Here is a 21,650-nt window from a genome sequence, read left to right on the forward strand (position 1 = left end):
ATCCGACCCCCTCCGTCTTCCGGGAGTCGTCTTCAGAATCCGTCTTGCCTTCCAATGCAATAGCTAGACAAAACCCATATGCGATTCCCCTGCCCGCGAGCGGGAGAGGGAGCGCACCTTCACTGCCGCGACGATTGATTGCCTCAGCGCCGCTCGCTCGCACCCATTTCCGCAGAACTCTTCGCTTCCTGCGCGAGCTCGGCCGACAGCGCGGCGGTCTGGGCTGGCGTGCCCCAACTCGGTTCCTCGCTGCCGTCACCCCAGGCGCGCGGGCGATAGAAGGTGTGGACGCCGGTCTTGTACATCTTCTTCATCTCGGCGACCCAGGACGGGCGCACCCAGTAGGCATGATAGTGCGTGGACTTGCCCACCTCGGGCAGCCAGATCTGGCCGTCGAGCATCGCCTTCGCGATCTTCTTGGCGCGCTCCCACATCTCGGGCTCGCGGATCACGTCGGCATTGTTGTCGCAGGCGAAGGTGAACTGGCAGGCGAGATGGCGGTGCTTGTTCTGATAGACTGCTCCGCACACGGTGTCGGGATATTTGCCGGAGAACACGCGGTTCATCACGACTTGCGCGACGGCCATCTGGCCGCGCACGGCCTCGCCGCGCGACTCGAAATAGACCGCTTCCGCAAGGCACTTCTCGGATTTGGCCCGCGACTTGTCGTCGAGCGCGAGACGCTCCGCCGGCGATCTGGCGCGCTGGTTGTCGGCGTTGACCTCGCCCTTCGGCGCGACGCTCTCGCCGCTCTCGATATCCTTGGCGATGTCCACTGTGGGCGGCGATAGCGAGGCCGTCACCTTCATGTCGGGATCTGGCATCACGATCAGCGGCTCGGCGCCGGGTTGCCAGCTCTCGATGCTTTCGAGATTGCCGCCGAGCGAGGAACTGCCAAAGAAGAGATTGGAGGTCTTGACGCTGAAGGGATCCCGCACCGGCGTCGTCGGCGCAGTGGTCCGCTTCAGCGCCTCGAGCGGCTGCACCGCGAAAGCGCGCGCGGCGTCGCTGGCCCGCGGGGCATTAGTATATTGCGGCAGCGGTGGCGCGCGGAGCGCCTCCTGCAGCTCGGGATCGAGCGCGGCCGCGGATTCCGGCGACATCGCCTGCGGCAGCGCGGCAGTCTTGGCGCCGAACACCGAGCTGTTGGACGTCGCGGGATATTGCTGCGCCGGCGCCGCAGCGGGCGCTTCGGGGGTCTCGGTCGGGGTCACGGTTGCGAGGCGATCACCCTTCATGGAGCGATCGACCTTGGGAAAGTCGGAAGCCTGGTAGCGCGGCGCAGCCTGCAGCGCCGGATTGCGGCCGATCGCGCCGGTGACGTCGCGGCCATCGAGGCTCGCCAGGCGAACCATCGCGCTCTGCGGAACCGAGGTGCCGATGGGGCGGGAAAAGCTGTAGGTGGCGAGCTGGATCGAGGACGCCGCGGAGAACACCTGCTTCTGCCAACGCTCGGCGACGCCGGGTTGGCGCGCCAGCAGAGAGGCAATATCCTGATAGCCGGTCTCTCTCGGCATCAATGCGAAGATGCAGAGACCGATGCCGAAGGACGCGAACCGCGCGCCCTTCGGATGGTTACGCAACACAGACATCGATACGCTCACGCTACGCTTACGCCAGAAAAATCGAAACGCAGTACATCCGTGCAATTCGATCTTTATCGTAAGTATCCAATTTAGGTTGCCGGGGCGTTAATCGGCGTTGCGCGTACAGCACACTCAAGCGATTGCAGGTGTTTTCACGGGGTGATCGCGCACGGTGGTAAATGCGTCGTCACGCGAAGCGGTAAACAAGAGGTCAACGCGAATGGTGAAGGAACTCTTGCTGGCGCGTATCATTACGGGACGCGCGCGCGGTTCCTAGTTGTCCGAGCTTCCACCTCGTCATTGCGAGGAGCTCTTGCGACGATGCAATCCAGGCTGCCGCCGTGGAGAATTTTTGGGTTGCTTCGCAGCGCTCGCAACGACGGGTTGGCGAGAGCATCGCGAAAACAAAAAAGAGGCGGGGTTTTGGCCCCGCCTCTCTCATTCCAGCATTCTAGTTCTGCTTACGCCTGGCTGGCGATTGCCTTGCCGAGTGCGGCTTGCGCCGCTGCGAGCCGGGCGATCGGCACGCGGTAGGGCGAGCAGGAGACGTAGTCGAGGCCAATGTTGTGGCAGAAGGCGACGGAGGCGGGATCGCCGCCGTGCTCGCCGCAGATGCCGACCTTGAGCTTCGCCCGCGTCTTGCGGCCGCGCGCGACGCCGATCTTGACGAGCTCGCCGACGCCTTCCTGGTCCAGCGCGACGAAGGGATCGACCGACAGGATGCCCTTTGCGACATAGGGACCGAGGAAGCTCGCCGCGTCGTCGCGGCTGATGCCGTAGGTGGTCTGCGTCAGGTCGTTGGTGCCGAACGAGAAGAACTCCGCCGACTCTGCGATCTCGGCCGCGAGCAGACAGGCGCGCGGCAGCTCGATCATGGTGCCGACCTGATAGGTCAGCTTGGTGTTGGTGTCGCGCATCACCGCCTGCGCGGTCGCATCGATCCGCGCCTTGACGAGGTCGAGCTCCATCTTGGTCGCGATCAGCGGCACCATCACCTCGAGGCCGACGGCCTTGCCGGTGCGCTTCTCGGCTTCGACCGCCGCCTCGAAGATCGCACGCGCCTGCATCTCGGCGATCTCCGGATAGGCGATCGCGATGCGGCAGCCGCGGAAGCCGAGCATCGGATTGAACTCCGAGAGCTCGCGCGCGCGGTCAGCCAGGCGCCGCGGGTCGGTATTCATGGCGCGTGCCACTTCCTCGACCTCGGCGTGGGTGTGCGGCAGGAACTCGTGCAGCGGCGGATCGAGCAGACGGATCGTGACGGGCAGGCCCTTCATGATCTCGAACAGCTCGACGAAGTCGGCGCGCTGCATCGGCAGCAGTTTTGCCAACGCCGCGCGGCGGGACTGCTCGTCCTCGGAGAGGATCATCTCGCGCACCGTGCGGATGCGCGTCTCCTCGAAGAACATGTGCTCGGTGCGGCACAGGCCGATGCCTTCGGCGCCGAACTTGATCGCGGTGCGCGCGTCGTCGGGGGTGTCGCCGTTGACGCGGACGCCGATCTTGCGGACCTGGTCAGCCCAGGCCATCAGCGTGCCGAACTCACCGGACAGCTCCGGCTCGATCATCGGCATGCGGCCAGCCAGCACCTGGCCGAGCGAGCCGTCGATGGTGATGACATCGCCGGTCTTGAAGGTGCGCGAACCGATGCTCATGGTGCCGCGGCCGTAATCGACGCGGATGGTGCCGCAGCCGGAGACGCAGGGCTTACCCATGCCGCGCGCGACCACCGCCGCGTGCGAGGTCATGCCGCCGCGCGTGGTCAAAATGCCTTCGGCGGCGTGCATGCCGTGGATGTCTTCCGGGCTGGTCTCGATGCGGACCAGAATCACCTTGCGCCCGTCGCCCTGAAGCTTGGCCGCTTCATCCGAGGAGAACACGATCTCGCCCGAGGCCGCACCCGGGGATGCCGGCAGGCCGGTCGCGATCACGTCGCGCTTGGCGTTGGGATCGATGGTCGGATGCAGCAGCTGATCGAGCGAAGCCGGATCGATGCGGGTCACCGCTTCCTTCTTCGAGATCAGGCCTTCATTGGCGAGCTCGACCGCGATGCGCAGCGCTGCCTTGGCGGTGCGCTTGCCGCCGCGGGTCTGCAGCATCCAGAGCTTGCCGCGTTCGACGGTGAACTCCATGTCCTGCATGTCGCGGTAGTGCTTCTCGAGCTGCGTGTAGATCCGCGTCAGCTCCTTGAAGGCCTCCGGCATCGCCGCTTCCATCGACGCCTTGTCGGAGCCCGATTCCTGGCGCGCCTCCTCGGTGATGTCCTGCGGCGTGCGGATGCCCGCCACCACGTCCTCGCCTTGCGCGTTGATCAGGAACTCGCCGTAGAGCTTGCTCTCGCCGGTCGAGGGGTTGCGGGTGAACGCAACGCCGGTCGCCGAGGTCTCGCCCATGTTGCCGAACACCATGGCCTGCACGTTGACCGCGGTGCCCCAGGATTCCGGAATGTCGTGCAGCTTGCGGTAGGTCACCGCGCGCGCGTTCATCCAGGATGAGAACACGGCGCCGATCGCGCCCCAGAGCTGATCGTGCGGGTCTTGCGGGAAGTCCTTGCCGGTCTCGCGTGCGACGGCGTCCTTGTACTTGCCGACCAGCTCGACCCAATCCTCGGCGGCGAGGTCGGTATCGAGGGTGTAGCCCTGGCCGTCCTTGAAGGTGTCGAGGATTTCCTCGAAGTGATGGTGCTCGAAGCCGAGCACCACGTCCGAATACATGGTGATGAAACGGCGATAGCTGTCATAGGCGAAGCGGCGGTCGCCCGACAATTCCGACAGCGCTTCCACGGTCTGGTCGTTGAGGCCGAGATTGAGCACGGTATCCATCATGCCCGGCATCGAGGCGCGCGCGCCGGAGCGCACGGAGACGAGCAGCGGGTTCTTGGCATCGCCGAAGATCTTGCCGGTCAACTTGCCGACATAGTCGAGCGCCTTCTCAACCTGCGACTGCAACTCCTTCGGATAGGATTTGTCGTGCGCGTAGAAGTAGGTGCAGACCGAGGTCGGGATGGTGAAGCCCGGAGGCACCGGCAGGCCGAGATTGGCCATCTCGGCGAGGTTCGCACCTTTGCCGCCGAGCAGGTCGCGCATCTCCGTGCGGCCTTCGGCCTTGCCGTCACCGAACGTGTACACCCATTTGCCGGCCTTGCCCGCGGCTGGCGCGGCCTTGGCCGGTACAGTCTTCTTCGGTGCAGGCTTCGCGGCGACCTTCGGCAGAGCCGCCTTGGTCACAGCCTTCGCCGCCGGCTTGACAGCAGCCTTTGCGGCCGTTTTGGCGACCGGCTTTGCGGCAGCTTTGGCGACCGGCTTGGGCGCGCTCTTGGCAAGCGTCTTGCGGGCTGCCGGCGCGGCTTTCGCCTTGGCGGAAGACTTTGATTTCGCTGGAGTTTTATTGGGCTTCGAGGCGGCTTTGGCCATAGCTTGCACACAACCTGCGAGAGGAATGGGAATTCGCGGGCCTTACACCATTTTGGGCGGGCCCGCGCAAGTCGGACAGTTCCGGAAAATGAACGCCTAGAAGCGGAGCCATTTCAGGAGCCCGAGCCCGATCGCACCGTTCACAATGAGGAAGATCGCGACGATCAGGTTGAGGAGTCGCGGCATGATCAGGATGAGCACGCCCGCAATCAACGACAGGATCGGCGAAATGTGGGCGACGGTGATGTGCATGAATTATCTTTCTGTGGAGGTGGGGCGAATCGCGGGCGGATCATAGCCCTCCCGGTTCCGCGAGTAGAGACGCGCGAGGCGCGATGCGAGTTCCGGCACCCACGAAAACTGCCTGAAATTGCCGCGAATGCGGCAGGCCTTTTCCCGGAACATTGCGAAGGGTGCATGCATTGGCCAACCGGTCGCGCCAATGACGCGTCCGAAATAAAATCACGTCGAAGGAGTTGTCCATGCGGAACAGGATTCTCGCTCTTGCAGCGCTCGCGGCCGCGATCGGCTCGCCCGTTGCGGCGCAGGCGCAAAGCGGTGTCACCGTCGGACGCGCGCCCGCCGTGGTCGACAGCGCTCCGACCATTGCGGCCGACCAGCGGCCCGCCTTCCGCGACTATGTCGTCGAGCAACGTGTGCCAGCCTTCCGCATTCCGGATCGCATCGTGGTCGGCGCCACCCTACCCGAAAGCGGCGTCACTTATTATGACGTGCCGCAACGCTTCGGTGCCACCACCTATCGCTACACCGTCGTGAACGGCGAAACCGTGCTGGTCGAGCCGCGCTCGCGCCGCATCGTCGAGGTGCTGGACTGACATCGACTGGCTGACATCGACTAGATGTCCGGCGCGTCACATCAGGCTGGCGCGAGCAGTGTTAAATCGGACATCAGGCCCCGCCCGGTCTTCCCCCCGCCGGGCGGGGCTTTTTCTGTACGAATCCCGCTCTCATGTCCCGGACAAGGCGCAACGCGCAAGCGCTGCGACGCAGAGCCGGGACCAGAAGCTACGCGTACGCGGCCGGCATGGGCCCCGGCTCTGCAGCGCATTACGCCGCGAAGACGCGGCGCGCTGCGCTGCGCCCGGGGCACGAGAGCCGCAATAGCTGCGGCCTCAATCCTGGATCTTCGAGAAATCCGCCACCGCACGCGTGGCGCTGCGGATCTCGTTCAGCAGCTTGAGGCGGTTCTCGCGCACCTTCGCATCGTCGTCGTTGACGCGAACCTTGTCGAAGAACGCATCGACCGGCGGACGCAGCTTTGCCATCGCGCTCATCGCGGCGGCAAAATCCTCCTTGGCAACGGCGGCGCTGGCCTCCGCCTGCACTTCGCCGATCGCCTTTGCCAGCGCCTTCTCCTCGGCCAGACCATAAAGCGCAGCATCGGGCGCACCGTCGAAGCTGCGCTTGTCCTTCTTCTCCTCGATCGAGAGGATGTTGCTGGCGCGCTTGGTGCCGGCGAGCAGGTTCTTGCCGTCGTCGGTGTCGAGGAATTTGCCGAGCGCCTCGACCCGGCGGACGATCATCAGCAGATCATCCTGGCCGCCGAGCGCGAACACGGCGTCGACAAGATCATGCCGCGCGCCCTGCTCGCGGAGCTGGACCTTGAGGCGGTCGGCGAAGAAGGCGAGCAGATCGCTCGGAAGCCTCGTGGCATCGGCAGGCTTCACCAACAAGCCAGCAAGTGCGGAAGCCGCAACCTTCGTGAGCGAGAGCCGCAGGCCGTTTTCGGCGATCAGCCTGATCACGCCCAGCGCTGCACGACGCAGCGCATACGGGTCCTTGCTCCCCGTCGGCTTCTCGTCGATGGCCCAGAATCCAACAAGCGTATCAATCTTGTCCGCCAACGCCACCGCAACACTCACCGGATCGGTCGGCACGCGATCTGCAGGCCCTTGCGGCTTGTAGTGCTCCTCGCACGCCGCGGCGACGGAGGCATCCTCGCCCTGCGCCAGCGCGTAGTACTTGCCCATCAGGCCCTGCACTTCAGGGAATTCGCCGACGACTTCGGTCAGCAGATCCGCCTTGGCCAGATGCGCGGCGCGCGTCGCCTTGGCCACGTCGGCACCGACCAGCGGCGCGATCTCGATGGCAAGACGCTCGATACGCTTGATGCGCGCGGCCTGGGTGCCGAGTTTCTCATGGAACACGATCTGCTCGAACTTCGGCAGCCGATCCTCGAGTTTCGTCTTCAGGTCGGTCTCGTAGAAGAACTTCGCATCGCTCAGGCGCGGGCGGATCACGCGCTCGTTGCCTGATACGATGACCTTGCCGCCGTCGGTCGCTTCGATGTTGGCGGTGAGGACGAACTTGTTGGTCAGCTTCCCGGTCTTGGGATCCTTGACCACAAAGCACTTCTGGTTGTTGCGGATGGTGGCGCGGATCACCTCGTCCGGGATGGCGAGATATTCCGCTTCGAACGATCCCATCATGACAACGGGCCATTCGACGAGGCCCGAGACCTCGTCGAGCAGCACCTGATCCTCAACCAGCTCGAAGCCCTGCGCGAAGGTCAGCTCCTTGGCGTCGGCGAAGATGATGTCCTTGCGCGCCTGCGGATCGAGGATGACCTTTGCGGCTTTCAACTTCGCTTCGTAGTCTTCAAAACGGCGCACGGAAATCGCGTCCGGTGCCATGAAGCGATGGCCGTAGGTGGTCTGGCCGGTCTCGATGCCGTCGACCTCGAACTTCACGACATCAGGCTCTTCGGTCTCGAGCCCGAACGTCGCGGTGATCGCGTGCAGCGGGCGCACCCAGCTCAGCGATCCCGGCTTGCCCGATCGCGCGCCCCAGCGCATCGATTTCGGCCAGGGGAAGGTGCGGATGATGACGGGCAGGATTTCCGCGAGCACGTCGATCGCGTCGCGGCCGGGCTTCTCGATCAATCCGATGTAGAAATCACCCTTGGGGTCGCGCTGGATTTTTGCTTCATCCAGCGACTTCAATCCCGTCGCCTTCAGAAAACCCTGCACAGCCGCGTCGGGCGCGCCGACTTTGGGCCCGCGGCGTTCGGTCTTGAGATCAGGCTGGCGCGCGGGGATTCCGTGCACGGTGAGCGCAAGGCGGCGCGGCGTCGCGAACGCCTTGGCGCCCTCATAAACCAGGCCTTCGGCAACGAGCTTGTCGGTGACCAGACGGCGCAGATCGTCGGCCGCCTTAGCCTGCATGCGCGCGGGAATCTCTTCCGAGAACAGTTCAAGCAAAAGTTCGGGCATCAGGCCGCTCCGCCCGCTTCAGTATGGATCCAGGCCTCGCCGCAGGCCTTGGCCAGCTCACGCACGCGAAGAATGTAGCTCTGCCGCTCCGTCACGGAGATCACGCCGCGCGCATCCAGGAGGTTGAAGACGTGACTGGCCTTGATGCACTGGTCATAGGCCGGCAGTGCCATCAGATGCGCCTCGCGCTTGTCGTCCTTCCAGCCGGCGTCGAGATATTTCCGGCAGGCCGCTTCCGCCATCTTGAACTGCTCGAACAGCATCGCAGTGTCGGCAACTTCGAAGTTGTGCTTCGAATATTCCCGCTCGGCCTGCAGAAAGACGTCGCCATAGGTAACCTTGGCATCGCCCTCGCGGCCGTTGAAGTTGATGTCGTAGACGCGGTCGACGCCCTGCACATACATCGCAAGACGCTCGAGCCCGTAGGTGAGCTCGCCCGCGACCGGGGCGCACTCAAAACCTGCGACCTGCTGGAAGTAAGTGAACTGGCTGACTTCCATGCCGTCGCACCAGCACTCCCAGCCAAGGCCCCAGGCGCCCAGCGTCGGGCTCTCCCAATCGTCCTCGACGAAGCGGATGTCGTGCACGGCGGAATCGATGCCGATCGCGGCGAGCGACTTCAGGTACAGCTCCTGAAGGTTCGGCGGCGACGGCTTCATGATCACTTGGAACTGGTAATAGTGCTGCATCCGGTTCGGGTTCTCGCCGTAGCGGCCGTCCTTGGGCCGGCGCGAGGGCTGCACATAGGCGGCGTTCCAGGGCTTTGGCCCGAGCGCGCGCAGCGTGGTCGCCGGATGGAAGGTACCCGCGCCCATCTCCATGTCGTAGGGCTGCAGGATCACGCAGCCCTGCTCGGCCCAGAACCGCTGGAGCGCGAGGATGAAGCCCTGGAACGAGCGTTCCGGGCGCATATGGGCGGGCAATGAGGCGTCCATCGTCAGATCAGGCTCTCGCGGGGGGTTTTGAATCGCGCGGGACCGTATCGACGGCGGGGGTGGGAATCAAGGCAAACGGGGCGGATTCGGGCCAATCAGGCCTCATCCCGGGAGGTGCCGTAGGGTGGGCAAAGGCGCGCTTGCGCCGTGCCCACCATCTTTCCAGGATTGAGGTGCTGTCGTGGGCACGCTTCGCTTTGCCCACCCTACGGCACCTTACGTGTTGAGAGCGCTACCCCGGCCGGTAAGCTCCAGTCACGGGGTCACGTTTCAGCGTCTGGATGTTCCCCATATGGGCGGCCTCGGCGACACGCGACAGGCGCATCTCCTCCAGCTCCTGATTGATCCGGACAGCGGTCTTGTAGGCCCAGCGGACCACGGCAAGCCCACCCAGGACGCCCGCGAAAGCGACGAACGGCGGCATCTGTCGATCCTCGTCTAGTGCTCAGCCCCCACGCATATTGTTGCGCAGACAGGGCTGCGCCGCAATCGGCACGCCAAGAGGCCAAATGGCGCGGGAGGGCCGCGCCTAGAACCCGAATTTCGCCCAGATCGCCCGCGTCTCAAGCGCCGAGATCAGATCGTCCGGCAGGCCGGCCATTGATTCCATGGCCGAAAGCTGCCCCGCGCCGGGCGATTTGCGGCCCAGAAGACCGGAGAGCAGCCCGGTCGGCTGCGCGATCACGGGGGTGAGAACCTTCTCGCCGTAGCGGGCACGAAGAGTTGAGCGGAGATCGCCGATGCTGTCGGCGAGCCCCAGAGCGATCGAACTCTCGCCGGCCCAGTATTCGCCCGTGAACAGGGCGTCGTCCGCGCCCTTGAGGCGCGCGCCGCGGCTCTCCTTCACCAGGGAAATGAAGATCTGATGGATCTCGCGCTGGAGCGCCTTCAGCTTGGCGACATCGTCGGGGTTCTCGGGGAGGAAAGGATCGAGCATCGCCTTGTGCGCGCCGGCCGTATAGAGGCGCCGCTCGATGCCGAGCCGCTTGATCGCCTCCTGGAAACCGAAGCTGCCGCCGACCACGCCGATCGAGCCGAGGATCGACGAGGGATCGCAGATGATCTCGTCGCCGGCGCAGGCGATCATGTAGCCGCCGGAGGCCGCAACGTCCTCGACGAACACCAGCACCGGCAGCTTCTTCTCCGCCGCGAGCTGCTTGATGCGCAGATAGATCTGGCGCGACTGCACCGGTGAGCCGCCGGGCGAGTTGATCACCAGCGCCACCGCCTTGGCGTGCCGATATGAGAACGCACGCTCCAGCACCCGCGCGACGCCTGCGAGCGTCATGCCCGGGCGCAGCGGCGTCACCGCGCCGATCACGCCGGACAGCCGCACCACTGGCACGACAGCCGTGCCCGGGCGGAAGCGCGCCGGCAGATATTGCATGAGCTTGTCGGCCAGGCCGGAACTCTCACGATCTTTCAATTGTTCGGCCATGCCGTTACCTCTGATTAACCATTTCTTATCACGCGACTGTCATTGGAAGTGCCTGGAACGTGTTTTGCAGATTTCCCGTCGGGAGGCTGCAATGGGGCAGCGGAGAACACCATGAAAATCTATCTGCTGATGCTGCTGGTCGGTGCGCTGTTCATGGCGATCCGCTTGACGTCCCCGCAAGAGCAGCAGTCGGAATCGCTTCCGCAGTAAGCCGTCACGGTTCCACCAGCGGCAAGGCCGCTCTCCCCTCCAGAATCTCCGTCACCTCTTTTTTGGACGCGCCCGACTCGTCGTTGAGCATGAGGCCCGGCAGCAATCGCGTCGGAGCCCGGCCGCCTTTGACCGCACGCACCAGCACGCGGATCGCAGGCCGCCCCGCCTCCCCGTGAACCGGCAGGATCGAAAGGCTGCCGAAGCCGCGTGACAGCGCCGCCAGGACATCGGCGATGCCATCTGCGCGCCAGATCAATGTCAGCACACCATTCGATCGGAGGATGCGCCGCGCTGCATGCACCCAGGCATGCAGGGTCTCCTCCGTCGCCACATGCGCGGTGTGACGCGCCTGGTCCGGCGAGCCGCGATGCCGGGCCGGATCGTTGAAGGGCGGATTCATCAGCACCGCGTCGACGCTGTCGGGCGACAGCCCGTTTGCCGCAAAGGCCTGGGCGTCGGCGGTGACATCGAGCACGATGGTCTCGGCGGCAAGCGCATTCGCGGCTGCATTGGCGCGCGCGAGCTCGGCCAGCTCCGGATCGATCTCGACCAGGCTCAGCCCGATACCAGCGACGCGCCGGGCCAGCGCCAGCCCGGCCGTGCCGATCCCGGCGCCGAAATCGACCACGCGGTCCCCGGGACGGGCCTCCGTCGCCGCCGCAAGCAGAATGGCGTCGTGCCCGGCTCTGTGGCCACTCCGCTTCTGCCTCAGGCGCAACTGCCCGCCGAGAAAAGCGTCCTCGGTAATATCTGCGGCCTCACTCATCGCCGCGCAGTTCGTGGCTGAGGCCGGCCTCGGTGAGGAGCTCCCTCGCCTCCTGGGCGTCGTCCTCATGAACCAGGATCCGCCGCGGCAAAATGCCGAGCGAGCCCTCGATGATGCTCATGTTCTGGTCCAGCACCAGGTGATGGATGTTGGCGCCGTCGAGCAGCGCGCCGATCGCCGACACCAGCACCATATCGTTGGTCCGAACCAGTTCACGCAAAACGCAGTTTCCTTGCCTGAAAGGGGGCTAAAGCCGCAAATGTCAATGGTTCCGCGGGCCTTGCCGCATCCGCCGCCAGTTTCTATTGTCTTTCCGTCAGAATAGCCCCTCCGGGGCAAATATTGGAGACCGGCGTGGCCGTCATCGTACCTTTCGAAACTCCCGGCGCGTCGATCGAAGAGCTGGTTGCCCTTGTCGCCCCTGACATGGAGCGCGTCAACGCCACGATCCTGTCGCGGACCGGTTCGGACGTGACCATGATCCCGGAGGTCGCCAACCATCTGATCTCCTCCGGCGGCAAGCGGCTGCGGCCGATGCTGACGCTCGCCATGGCCAACCTCGCCGGCTACACCGGCGACGGCCATATCAAGCTCGCCGCCTCGGTCGAGTTCATGCATACCGCCACGCTGCTGCACGACGACGTCGTCGACGAGAGCGAGATGCGCCGCGGCAAACTGTCGGCCCGCATGCTCTGGGGCAACGAGGCGAGCGTGCTGGTCGGCGACTTCCTGCTCGGCCAGGCCTTCCGCATGATGGTCGAGGTCGGCTCGCTCCGCGCGCTCGACATCCTCTCTGCGGCCGCCGCCACCATCGCCGAGGGCGAGGTGATGCAGCTGGCCGCCGCCAAGAACACAGCGACCACCGAGGACGAATATCTCGCCGTGATCCGCGGCAAGACCGCCGAGCTGTTCGCCGCCGCCTGCGAGGTCGGCCCCGTCATCGCCAACCGTCCCAAGGCCGAGCAGACCGCCTGCCGCTCGGTCGGCATGAATCTCGGCATCGCCTTCCAACTCGTCGACGACGTGCTCGACTATGGCGGCAAGAGCGCAAAGCTCGGCAAGAACACCGGCGATGATTTCCGCGAGGGCAAGATCACCCTGCCCGTCGTGCTCGCCTTCCGCCGCGGCAACGACACCGAGCGCGCCTTCTGGATCCGCGCGCTGGAGCGCGGCGAGATCGGCGACAGCGATCTCGATCACGCCATCGGGCTGATGAACAAGCACCGCGCGCTGGAAGATACGCTCAGCCGCGCCCAGCACTACGGCGCCATGGCCGTGGACGCGCTGGCGCTGTTCCCGTCCTCCCCGATGAAGAGCGCGCTGGAGCAGGTGGTGGCGTTCTGTCTGGCGCGGTCGCATTAGGCTTTTTGAGTTTCGGCGCACCGCTAGCGAAACACTCGGTGTCGTCCCGGCGAACGCCGGGACCCACCGCGTGATCTATCGACACAGTGTCGGTGCGAGTACCCATAATAACCAATCTTCGCCAAACCACTCCCTGTGGTTATGGGTCCCGGCGTTCGCCGGGACGACACCGGTGAGATAGGTCCCAGCTGCATCAACACCTTCATTGCGAGCGCAGCGAAACAATCCAGAATCCCTCCGCGGGGAGAGAGCTTGGATTGCTTCGCTGCGCTCGCAATGACGGAGCATGGCGCGAAGCCGGCATTCGCCAATTCGCATTTCAAATTACAGTGACAGATTTTTGCGGATGTGCGGCCCGCCTCCGTCAGCGCTCATGTGGTCCATCCCGGTCACTTGCTTTTTGCAAGTGACTCTCCTACTTTCCCGCCATGCAGCCCAAATCCCCCTCGATCCTGGAATGCCCGGTCGGCCGTGCCGTGGAGACGGTCGGTGAATGGTGGAGCATCCTGATCCTGCGAGATGCGTTTCAGGGTGCGACGAAATTCGACGAGTTCTCGCAAAGCCTCGGCATTGCGCCGAACATCCTGTCGCGGCGGCTTGCCCATCTCACCGCATCAGGCATGTTCGTGCGCCGCCGTTATCAGGAGCGGCCGCCGCGTTACGAATACGTTCTGACTGACAAGGCGCGGGATTTCTTTCCGGTGATCGCTACGCTGCTCGCCTTCGGCAACAAGCATCTCGCGCCCAAAGGCGAATCCATCCTGCTGGCGAACCGGAGCGACGCTCGCCCGTTCAATCCGGTCGTGGTCGACGCTGCCGACATGCAGCCGATCACGCTCGCCAATACGATCGTCGTCGCCGGTCCCCGCGCAAGCCGCGGCATGCGCAAGCGGATCGCTTCACTCAAGGCCATGAACCCGGCCGTCGCGCCGGCTGGAGAGTAATATGCGTCGGATCGTCGTGACGGGAATGGGCGCGGTATCGCCGCTCGGCTGCGGTGTCGAAACCTCATGGCGCCGGCTGCTCGCCGGCCACAGCGGACTGCGCCCTCTGCCCGAATGGGCGCAGGCGCTGCCGGCGCGCATTGCCGGACTCGTGCCCGACAAGGCCGACGATGCCGAGGGCGGCTTCGATCCCGCGCAGGCCGCCGCGCCAAAAGACCAGCGCAAGATGGATCGCTTCATCCTGTTCGCGCTGCTCGCGGCCGCCGAGGCGATCGCGCAGGCGAAATGGACGCCGCAGGACGCTGCCGCGCTGGAGCGCACCGCGACGATCATCGCCTCCGGCGTCGGCGGTTTCCCTGCGATGGCGGAGGCGGTGCGCATCACCGAGCAGCGCGGCGTGCGCCGGCTGTCGCCGTTCACGATCCCCTCCTTCCTGGCCAATCTCGCCGCCGGCCACGTCTCGATCAAATACGGCTACAAGGGCGCGCTGGGCACACCGGTCACCGCGTGCGCCGCCGGCGTGCAGGCGATCGGCGATGCCGCGCGCATGATTCAGTCAGGCGAAGTCGACATCGCGATCTGCGGCGGCGCGGAGGCCTGCATCGACATCGTCAGCCTCGGCGGTTTTGCGGCGGCACGCGCGTTGTCGAGCGGGTCCAACGAGGAGCCGGCGCGGGCCTCGCGCCCGTTCGATCGCGACCGCGACGGCTTTGTCATGGGCGAAGGCGCCGGCATTCTTGTGATCGAGGAACTGGAACATGCGCTCGCGCGCGGCGCCACGCCGATCGCAGAAGTGATCGGATACGGCACGACGGCGGACGCCTACCACATGACATCAGGTCCGCCCGACGGCGATGGCGCCCGCCGCGCCATGGAGATTGCGCTCCGGCAGGCGAGCCTTGCGCCGGCGGATCTGCAGCACCTCAACGCCCACGCGACATCGACGCCCGCCGGCGATGAGAGCGAGCTTGGCGCGATCGCGGCGCTGTTCGGCCGCAACCGCGGCATCGCCGTCAGCGCGACCAAATCGGCCACCGGCCATCTGCTCGGCGCCGCCGGCGGCCTCGAGGCGATCTTCACCGTGCTCGCTTTGCGCGACCAAATCGCGCCGCCGACGCTCAATCTCGAAACCCCCGATGCGGGCGCTGAAGGCATCGACATCGTCGCCGGCGCCGCGCGGCCGATGCCGATGCAACACGCGATCTCCAATGGCTTCGGCTTCGGCGGGGTCAATGCCAGCGTGATCTTCCGCCGCACGGGCTAAACGAGAGCCCCCCGCGCCCAGAAGACTTGCAATCGCAGCCCGCTCCGTTACCAAAACAGGATGATCGAAACGAATTTCTGGCTGTTCCTGGCCGCAGCCTGTCTCATTGCCGCCGCTCCCGGCCCCGGCATCTTCTACGTCGCGGCACGGACCTTGTCGGAGGGACGCGCCAGCGGCTTCGCATCGACCGCGGGCACGGCGCTGGGCGGGCTGGTGCATGTGGTGGCGGGCAGCCTCGGCATCTCCGCAATCATTCTCGCCAGCGCCGAATTGTTCGCCGCCGTCAAATTCGTCGGCGCGCTCTACCTGGTCTGGCTCGGCATCAAGACTTTCCGCAGCGCCGGCCGCACACTGTCGCTCGAGGGAGAAGCCTTCGGCGACAAGCGCGCGTTCCGCGACGGCGTGCTGGTCGAGGCGCTGAACCCGAAGACCGCCGCGTTTTTCCTCGCCTTCATTCCGCAATTCCTCGATCCCGCGGGATCGAGCCCCACGCTGCAATTCATCCTGCTCGGCGCGATCTCGGTGGCGTTGAACACCCTCGCCGACGTCGTCGTGGTGCTGATGGCCTCCGCGACACGTACGCAGCTGATTGGACGGCCGCATCTGATGCGGCGTCTCACGCAGGGCTCCGGCGTCTTCATTGCAGGCCTCGGCCTGTCGCTGGCACTGGTGCGGCGGCCGGCGAATGGATAGCGCTCCGATGCTCGCCCCGCAAAGCCGCTTCTACGAGTCTCATGGCCTGCGGCTGCATTACGCCGATTGGGGCAATGAGGGCGCGCCGCCTCTGATCCTGGTCCATGGCGGCCGCGATCACTGCCGGAGCTGGGACGTCATCGCCCGATCGCTGCAGCCGCATTTTCACGTGGTGGCGCCCGACCTGCGCGGCCATGGCGATTCCGACTGGACCCGCGGCGGCAGCTACGCGCTGACCGAATATGTCTACGATCTCACCCAGCTCATCCGCACCATCGCAGCGCCGGAGGTCACTCTCATCGGCCATTCGATGGGCGGCATGGTGAGCCTGATCTTTACAGGGTCGTTTCCCGAGCAGGTCTCGAAGCTGGTCGTGCTCGACGGCGTGACCATGCTGCCGGACTCGCCGAAGCCGCCGGCACATGAGCGCATCGGCAAATGGGTGACCCAGCTCGACAGGCTGCATGACCGCACGCCGCGCCGCTATGCGACCCTCGAAGACGCGGCCGCACAGATGGTGCTTCACAACAAGCGCCTGTCCCGTGACCTCGCGCTGCATCTCGCCACCCACGGCGCACGGCAGAACGAGGACGGCACCTATAGCTGGAAGTTCGATCCCTATCAGCGCGCTAGCGCGCCGCACCGGCTCTGGCCGGACGATCACGTCGCGCTGTGGTCGCGCATCGCCTGCCCGACGCTGCTGCTCAATGCCGGCGAAAGTTTTCTTGCCGGTGCCAGGGCCGCAGGCCTGGAGCGGTATTTCCAGAACGCGCGCATCGAGACCATCGGCGGGGCGGGACACTGGCTGCAGCATGACAAGCCGGAAGAGGTGCTGAGCGAGATCCGGCGGTTTCTTGGGCTCGGCGAGAGCAGCGGCTAGCTCGAGTGCCGTAGGGTGGGCAAAGCGAAGCGTGCCCACGCATCTGTCTCCGTATCGGAAAGATGGTGGGCACGGCGCAAAAGCGCCTTTGCCCACCCTACGGCACCGTCCCCGGAGAGAGACTCAGCTCAATGTCCCCGCATGCACCCACCAGCCGGGATGATCGCGCCGGATCTTTTCGGCCGCGGCATGGGTGTCGGCGGGCGAGCCGTAGATCGCAAAGCATGTCGCGCCCGAGCCGGACATGCGGGCGAGCTTGACGCCGGCGGAGCCACGCAAGGCCTCCAGCACGTTACCGATGACAGGCTCGATACGCAGCGCAGGCGCTTCGAGATCGTTGGCGACGGTTTCGAGAACATCGACCCAATCGGCGATCGACCCGCCCTCCTCCGGCCACGCCGGAGCTCCCAGAACCGAGGTGGCGCCGACCAGGAGCTCGCCGTTGCGCAGGCCCAGCTGCTGGAAAACATCCTTGGTGGCGACAGGCACGCGCGGATTGACCATCACGCAGGGCATGCTCGGCAGTGCGAGCGGCAGCAGCTGCTCGCCGACGCCGGTCATGTCGCAGGCGCGCGAGAGCAGGCACACCGGCACATCCGCGCCGGTCGCGAGCGCGACCTTCTGCAGGCGCGGATCGTCGAGCGACAGATTGTTGAGGCGCGCCAGGAGCCGCAGCGCCGCTGCCGCATCCGCCGATCCGCCACCGATGCCGGCGGCAACCGGCAGCACCTTGTCGAGCGCGAAGGCGCCGAGCTTCAGGTTCGGCACCGCGTCGGCCAGAAGCTTGGCCGCCTTGAAGACGAGATTGTCCGCGGTATCGCCGCAGGCTGCGGCAAGCGGTCCGGTGGTGGCGAGCTTCAGCTCGCCGCCCGGCTCCAACGTCAGCCGATCGGCGCAGTCGGCAAACGCGACCACACTTTCGAGATCATGATAGCCGTCGGCACGACGGCCCACGACACGAAGGCTGAGATTGACCTTCGCCCGTCCTTCTTCAATCAACGCCGGCATCGGCGACACGCCCCCAACTTCAGTTCCTTGTCGCGCATGATCTTGTCGGAGAACCGCTACACGCTTTGCGCTAGCGCGGCCCTTCGGGTCCGGATCATGCGCAAGCCTAGCCGCCCTTGCCGTCGTCCTTCTTCTTTTCCGCCTGCGCGGCCGAAGAGTTCGAATTGTCGTCAGCGAGGCCATTGGCGATCTTGGCCTCGATCTTCGGCAGCTCTTCCGGCTCGGGCTTGAGATCGCGCGCGTGCGACCACTGGAATTTGGCTTCCAGCGTGCGGCCGACCCGCCAATAGGCATCGCCGAGATGGTCGTTGATGGTGGGATCCTCGGGCTTGAGGTCGATCGCGCGCTCGAGGTTCTTCACCGCTTCCTCATAGTTGCCGATGCGGTAATAGGCCCAGCCGAGGGAGTCGACGATGTAGCCGTCGTCGGGACGCTGCTCGACGGCGCGCTTGATCATCTTCATGCCTTCGTCGAGGTTCACGCCCTGGTCGATCCAGGAATAGCCGAGATAGTTGAGAACATGCGGCTGGTCGGGCTGGAGCTCGAGCGCCTTCTTCATGTCGGCCTCGGCCTTGGCCCACTGCTTGGAGCGCTCCTCGCAGATACCACGATAATAGTACCAGACGCTGTTGGCCTTGTCGTTGCCGGGCGGCAGCACGTCGACGCCTAGCGAATAGGTCGCGCCGCAGTCGCCGAACCTCTTGCGGCCGCGCTCGATGTTGCCGAGCGCCATGATCGCTTCGAGGTCCTTGGCATCCTCCGACGTAACGCCCTTGAGGATCTTGATCGCCTCGTCGGTGCGGTCGGCGGAATCCAGATCGATGGCAAGCTGGATCTGCGCGTTGCGCTTGAGCGGCGAGGTCGACGGCACGCGCTCATAGACCTTGATCGCCATCTGCGGCCGCTTCACGGACTCGTAGAGATCGGCCAGCGAGAGCAGCGCCAGCGGATGGGTCGGCTGGAGGTAGAGCGAGAGCTGGAGATAGACCAGCGCCAGATCCTCGCCGCCGCGGCGGGTCAGCGTGGCGCCGATGCCGTAGAGCGCTTCGGCGGCGCCGGCCTGGGCGGAATCGACCAGCGGCGGCATTTTCTTGCCGGCCTTGGTCTCGCGCAGGCCTTCCTGGATCAGCGGATGGCGCGCGAGCTTCTTGTCGAAGGCCTGGTAGACGGTGGTCGCGGCGGCGGAATCCTTGTTGCGCGACAGCCAGCGCGCATAGGCCTCGGTCACGCGCAGCATGGAATCGTCGAGCTTGTAGGCGCGCTCGAAGCGGGTGCCGGCGTCTTTCTCCTTGCCGGAGAGCTCGAGGATCATGCCGGCGTGAAGGTCCTTGAACAGCGGGTACCATTCGGGACCTGCCAGCTTGTCGATGGTGGCGACACCGCCCTTGGCATCACCCGCGCCATAGGCAGCCCACCCCGACAGCAACGTGGCGACGAGGTCGGTGATCGGACCGCGGATCGACTGGTTGATGTTGGTCTGCGCGGCCGCGTACTTCTTCACCTTGAGATCATGCACGCCGACGACGAGACGCGCGACGCGGTTGGTCTTGTCGATGGTGAGGATGCGCTCGGCGAGCTTGACGGCTTCGTCGATGTCGCCGTCGGCGACCGACGAGATGAAGGCGCGGTCGAGCAGCTCGTTGTTCTTGGGATCGGTGCGCAGCGCCGAGCGGTAGAAGGCGGCGGCGGAGGCGGCGTCGCGCTCGACGCTGGCGTGGCGGGCAGCGAGATAGCTGCCGGCGGTGGTGAGCGACTTCAGATCGTTTCGGGTCGGAAACTGTGCCGCCGTGTCGGACGGATGATCCGGCGTCTGCGCCAGGACCCTGCCGGGGACGGTCGCGATCGCTGTGCCCATGAGGGCGATGGCGGCAACAGTCCAGCGGTTGAAACGATTTGAGAACATCAGGGCTCGCCTTGAGTTGGTAGTGCCTGGGTTTGCAGCAGAGGGCCGTATCGCATGCGAACGCGGCCGGTGGCATCGGGACCCGGAACCGTCCGGCGGACAATGCCGCTTTTGGCGCTTCGCCGCAAGGATTCGGGCCGGGCGATCCCCTCCGCACGCCTTAAATCGGCCAAGAGCGGTCCCAAGACGCTGCCAGTATGGCCTTATCGTGGCCGCGACCGGTGGCCGCAGCGGTGTCCTCACGCGAACGTGCGCCGGATCACCCTCGTGATCAGGTCCTTGTGCTCGGCCGGCTCTTACATCGCCTCATAGTTCGGACCGCCGCCGCCCTCGGGGGGAACCCAGGTGATGTTACCGTTGGGATCTTTCACGTCGCAGGTTTTGCAGTGAACGCAGTTCTGGGCGTTGATCTGGAAGCGCGGGCTCGTGCCTTCCTCGACCCATTCATAGACGCCGGCCGGGCAATAACGATTCGAGGGACCGGCGAACACGTCGTGCTCGGAGGTCTTCTGCAGGTTCATGTCGGTAACCTTGAGATGGACCGGCTGGTCCTCCTCATGGTTGGTGTTGGACAGGAACACCGAGGACAGCTTGTCGAAGGAGATCTTGCCGTCCGGCTTCGGGTAGTTCTTGGGCGCGTGGCTCTTGGCCGGATCGAGCGTGGCGCGATCGGGCTTGGCGTGCGCCTGGGTGCCGAACAGCGAAGCGCCGAACAGCGTGTTGCACCACATGTCGAAGCCGCCCAGCGCGACGCCGAGCACGGTGCCGAACTTCGACCACAGCGGCTTGACGTTGCGGACCAGGAACAGATCCTTGCCGACCGACGACGAGCGCCATGCATTCTCGTATTCGACGAGCTCGTCATTGGCGCGATCGGCGGCCAGCGCCGCCGCGACATGTTCAGCCGCGAGCATGCCGGTGCCCATCGCATTGTGCACGCCCTTGATGCGCGGCACGTTGACGAAGCCGGCCGCGCAGCCGATCAGCGCGCCGCCGGGGAAGCTGAGTTTCGGCACCGACTGGTAACCGCCCTCGGTAATGGCGCGCGCGCCATAGGCGAGACGCTTGCCGCCTTCAAAGGTGCCGCGGATCGAAGGATGGGTCTTGAAGCGCTGGAATTCGTCGAACGGCGATAGGTACGGATCGTCGTAGTTGAGATGCACGACAAAGCCGACGGCGACGAGGTTGTCGTCGTAATGATAGAGGAACGAGCCGCCGCCGGTCTTCAGGTCGAGCGGCCAGCCGAAGGAATGCTGGATCATGCCCTTCTGGTGCTTGGCGGGATCGATCTGCCAGACTTCCTTGAGGCCGATGCCGAACTTCGCCGGCTCGCTCTTGGCATCCAGCGCGAACTTGGCGATGAGCTGCTTGGTCAGGCTGCCGCGGGCGCCTTCGGCGAACAGCGTGTACTTGCCGAGCAACTCCATGCCACGAGTGAAGGAGTCCTTCGGCTTGCCGTCCCGGCCGATGCCCATGTCGCCGGTGGCAATGCCCTTGACGTTGCCGGCGTCGTCATAGAGCACCTCGGCCGCAGCAAAGCCCGGATAGATCTCGACGCCCAGCGCTTCAGCCTTGCGCGCCAGCCAGCGGCAGACATTGCCGAGCGAGCCGATGTAGCAGTGATGATTGTCCATCAGCGGCGGCATCATGAAGTTCGGCAGCTTGATCGCGCCGCCGCCCGTCATCCAGTAGAAGCGGTCGTCCTTCACCTGGGTCTTCAGCGGGCAGTCGGAATCCTCGCGCCAGTCCGGGATCAGCTTGTCGAGCCCTGCGGGGTCGATCACGGCGCCGGAGAGAATGTGCGCGCCGACCTCGGAGCCCTTCTCCACCACGACGACGTTGAGATCGGCATTGAGCTGCTTCAGCCGGATCGCGGCCGACAGGCCCGAGGGGCCGGCGCCGACGATGACGACGTCGAATTCCATGGATTCGCGCGGGGGAAGTTCTTCGGTGCTCATCTGATCTCAGCCCTTGAGACGGTCCTTGGTCATTTGCGCCCTCTTGTTTCCGAT

The 21,650-nt window shown here is 65.2% G+C and carries 18 protein-coding genes; 6 read left to right on the forward strand and 12 right to left on the reverse strand.

Going from position 1 to position 21,650, the window contains the following annotated elements; translation table 11 throughout:
* Nucleotides 1-143 precede the first annotated feature (143 nt).
* From GGD65_RS37225 to GGD65_RS37235, 3 genes are all read right to left on the reverse strand, one after another.
* Nucleotides 144-1,592 carry a cell wall hydrolase gene (locus GGD65_RS37225; protein ID WP_183238417.1) on the reverse strand — a complete coding sequence of 483 codons (1,449 nt, stop codon included), beginning with the start codon at nucleotides 1,590-1,592 and terminating at the stop codon, nucleotides 144-146.
* A 455-nt stretch (nucleotides 1,593-2,047) separates the two neighbouring features.
* The gene (gene ppdK / locus GGD65_RS37230) at nucleotides 2,048-4,999 is read right to left on the reverse strand and encodes a pyruvate, phosphate dikinase (RefSeq protein WP_183238418.1); all 2,952 of its coding nucleotides are present in this window, start codon (nucleotides 4,997-4,999) and stop codon (nucleotides 2,048-2,050) included.
* Nucleotides 5,000-5,095: 96 nt separating this feature from the next.
* Nucleotides 5,096-5,251 (reverse strand): DUF3096 domain-containing protein, encoded by a 156-nt coding sequence (locus tag GGD65_RS37235; protein WP_008562090.1) that lies wholly within the window; start codon nucleotides 5,249-5,251, stop codon nucleotides 5,096-5,098.
* A 230-nt stretch (nucleotides 5,252-5,481) separates the two neighbouring features.
* Here GGD65_RS37235 and GGD65_RS37240 point away from each other — a divergent pair, with 230 nt between their 5' ends.
* Nucleotides 5,482-5,835, forward strand: coding sequence for a DUF1236 domain-containing protein (locus GGD65_RS37240; RefSeq protein ID WP_092262610.1), 354 nt, complete (start codon nucleotides 5,482-5,484; stop codon nucleotides 5,833-5,835).
* A 297-nt stretch (nucleotides 5,836-6,132) separates the two neighbouring features.
* Here GGD65_RS37240 and glyS read toward each other — a convergent pair whose 3' ends face one another.
* The 6 genes from glyS to GGD65_RS37270 all read right to left on the reverse strand — a co-directional run bounded on the left by glyS (nucleotide 6,133) and on the right by GGD65_RS37270 (nucleotide 11,804).
* On the reverse strand, nucleotides 6,133-8,232 hold the full coding sequence (gene glyS, locus GGD65_RS37245; protein ID WP_183238419.1) for a glycine--tRNA ligase subunit beta: 2,100 nt from the start codon (nucleotides 8,230-8,232) through the stop codon (nucleotides 6,133-6,135).
* Complete coding sequence (locus GGD65_RS37250) at nucleotides 8,232-9,167, reverse strand: glycine--tRNA ligase subunit alpha (RefSeq protein WP_183238420.1); 936 nt, start codon at nucleotides 9,165-9,167, stop codon at nucleotides 8,232-8,234. Before GGD65_RS37250 ends, glyS begins: the two co-directional genes overlap by 1 nt.
* A 232-nt stretch (nucleotides 9,168-9,399) precedes the next feature.
* A complete protein-coding gene (locus GGD65_RS37255) occupies nucleotides 9,400-9,591 on the reverse strand; it encodes a hypothetical protein (protein WP_008131462.1) in 192 nt (63 codons plus the stop codon).
* Nucleotides 9,592-9,696: 105 nt separating this feature from the next.
* Complete coding sequence (locus tag GGD65_RS37260; RefSeq protein WP_179735212.1) at nucleotides 9,697-10,605, reverse strand: S49 family peptidase; 909 nt, start codon at nucleotides 10,603-10,605, stop codon at nucleotides 9,697-9,699.
* A gap of 214 nt (nucleotides 10,606-10,819) precedes the next feature.
* A complete protein-coding gene (locus GGD65_RS37265; RefSeq protein WP_183238421.1) occupies nucleotides 10,820-11,584 on the reverse strand; it encodes a tRNA1(Val) (adenine(37)-N6)-methyltransferase in 765 nt (254 codons plus the stop codon).
* The gene (locus tag GGD65_RS37270) at nucleotides 11,577-11,804 is read right to left on the reverse strand and encodes a DUF2007 domain-containing protein (protein ID WP_018323354.1); all 228 of its coding nucleotides are present in this window, start codon (nucleotides 11,802-11,804) and stop codon (nucleotides 11,577-11,579) included. Before GGD65_RS37270 ends, GGD65_RS37265 begins: the two co-directional genes overlap by 8 nt.
* Nucleotides 11,805-11,938: 134 nt before the next feature.
* On the opposite strand from GGD65_RS37270, the gene GGD65_RS37275 reads away from it, so the two are divergent.
* The 5 genes from GGD65_RS37275 (at nucleotide 11,939) to GGD65_RS37295 (ending at nucleotide 16,727) form a co-directional block, all read left to right on the forward strand.
* Nucleotides 11,939-12,946, forward strand: coding sequence for a polyprenyl synthetase family protein (locus GGD65_RS37275; RefSeq protein ID WP_026202916.1), 1,008 nt, complete (start codon nucleotides 11,939-11,941; stop codon nucleotides 12,944-12,946).
* Nucleotides 12,947-13,374: 428 nt separating this feature from the next.
* Nucleotides 13,375-13,890 (forward strand): helix-turn-helix domain-containing protein, encoded by a 516-nt coding sequence (locus GGD65_RS37280; RefSeq protein ID WP_183238422.1) that lies wholly within the window; start codon nucleotides 13,375-13,377, stop codon nucleotides 13,888-13,890.
* Between the two features lies 1 nt (nucleotide 13,891).
* Entirely contained in the window at nucleotides 13,892-15,154 is a 1,263-nt protein-coding gene (fabF, locus tag GGD65_RS37285) for a beta-ketoacyl-ACP synthase II (protein ID WP_183238423.1), read from the forward strand.
* A 60-nt stretch (nucleotides 15,155-15,214) separates the two neighbouring features.
* On the forward strand, nucleotides 15,215-15,847 hold the full coding sequence (locus tag GGD65_RS37290) for a LysE family translocator (protein ID WP_183238424.1): 633 nt from the start codon (nucleotides 15,215-15,217) through the stop codon (nucleotides 15,845-15,847).
* Nucleotides 15,848-15,854: 7 nt separating this feature from the next.
* Nucleotides 15,855-16,727, forward strand: a complete 873-nt coding sequence (locus tag GGD65_RS37295; protein WP_183238425.1) for an alpha/beta fold hydrolase — start codon at nucleotides 15,855-15,857, stop codon at nucleotides 16,725-16,727.
* A gap of 123 nt (nucleotides 16,728-16,850) precedes the next feature.
* Here the strand turns inward: GGD65_RS37295 and GGD65_RS37300 are convergent, their stop codons facing one another.
* From GGD65_RS37300 to GGD65_RS37310, 3 genes are all read right to left on the reverse strand, one after another.
* Nucleotides 16,851-17,735, reverse strand: a complete 885-nt coding sequence (locus GGD65_RS37300) for a 4-(cytidine 5'-diphospho)-2-C-methyl-D-erythritol kinase (protein WP_179735197.1) — start codon at nucleotides 17,733-17,735, stop codon at nucleotides 16,851-16,853.
* Between the two features lie 106 nt (nucleotides 17,736-17,841).
* Nucleotides 17,842-19,638: a tetratricopeptide repeat protein gene (locus tag GGD65_RS37305; RefSeq protein ID WP_018323347.1), complete on the reverse strand. Its 1,797-nt coding sequence runs from the start codon at nucleotides 19,636-19,638 to the stop codon at nucleotides 17,842-17,844.
* 296 nt (nucleotides 19,639-19,934) lie between these two features.
* Nucleotides 19,935-21,596, reverse strand: coding sequence for an electron transfer flavoprotein-ubiquinone oxidoreductase (locus GGD65_RS37310; protein WP_179735192.1), 1,662 nt, complete (start codon nucleotides 21,594-21,596; stop codon nucleotides 19,935-19,937).
* Between the last annotated feature and the right edge of the window lie 54 nt (nucleotides 21,597-21,650).

The organism is Bradyrhizobium sp. CIR18 (genome assembly GCF_014198295.1).
Classification (GTDB): domain Bacteria; phylum Pseudomonadota; class Alphaproteobacteria; order Rhizobiales; family Xanthobacteraceae; genus Bradyrhizobium.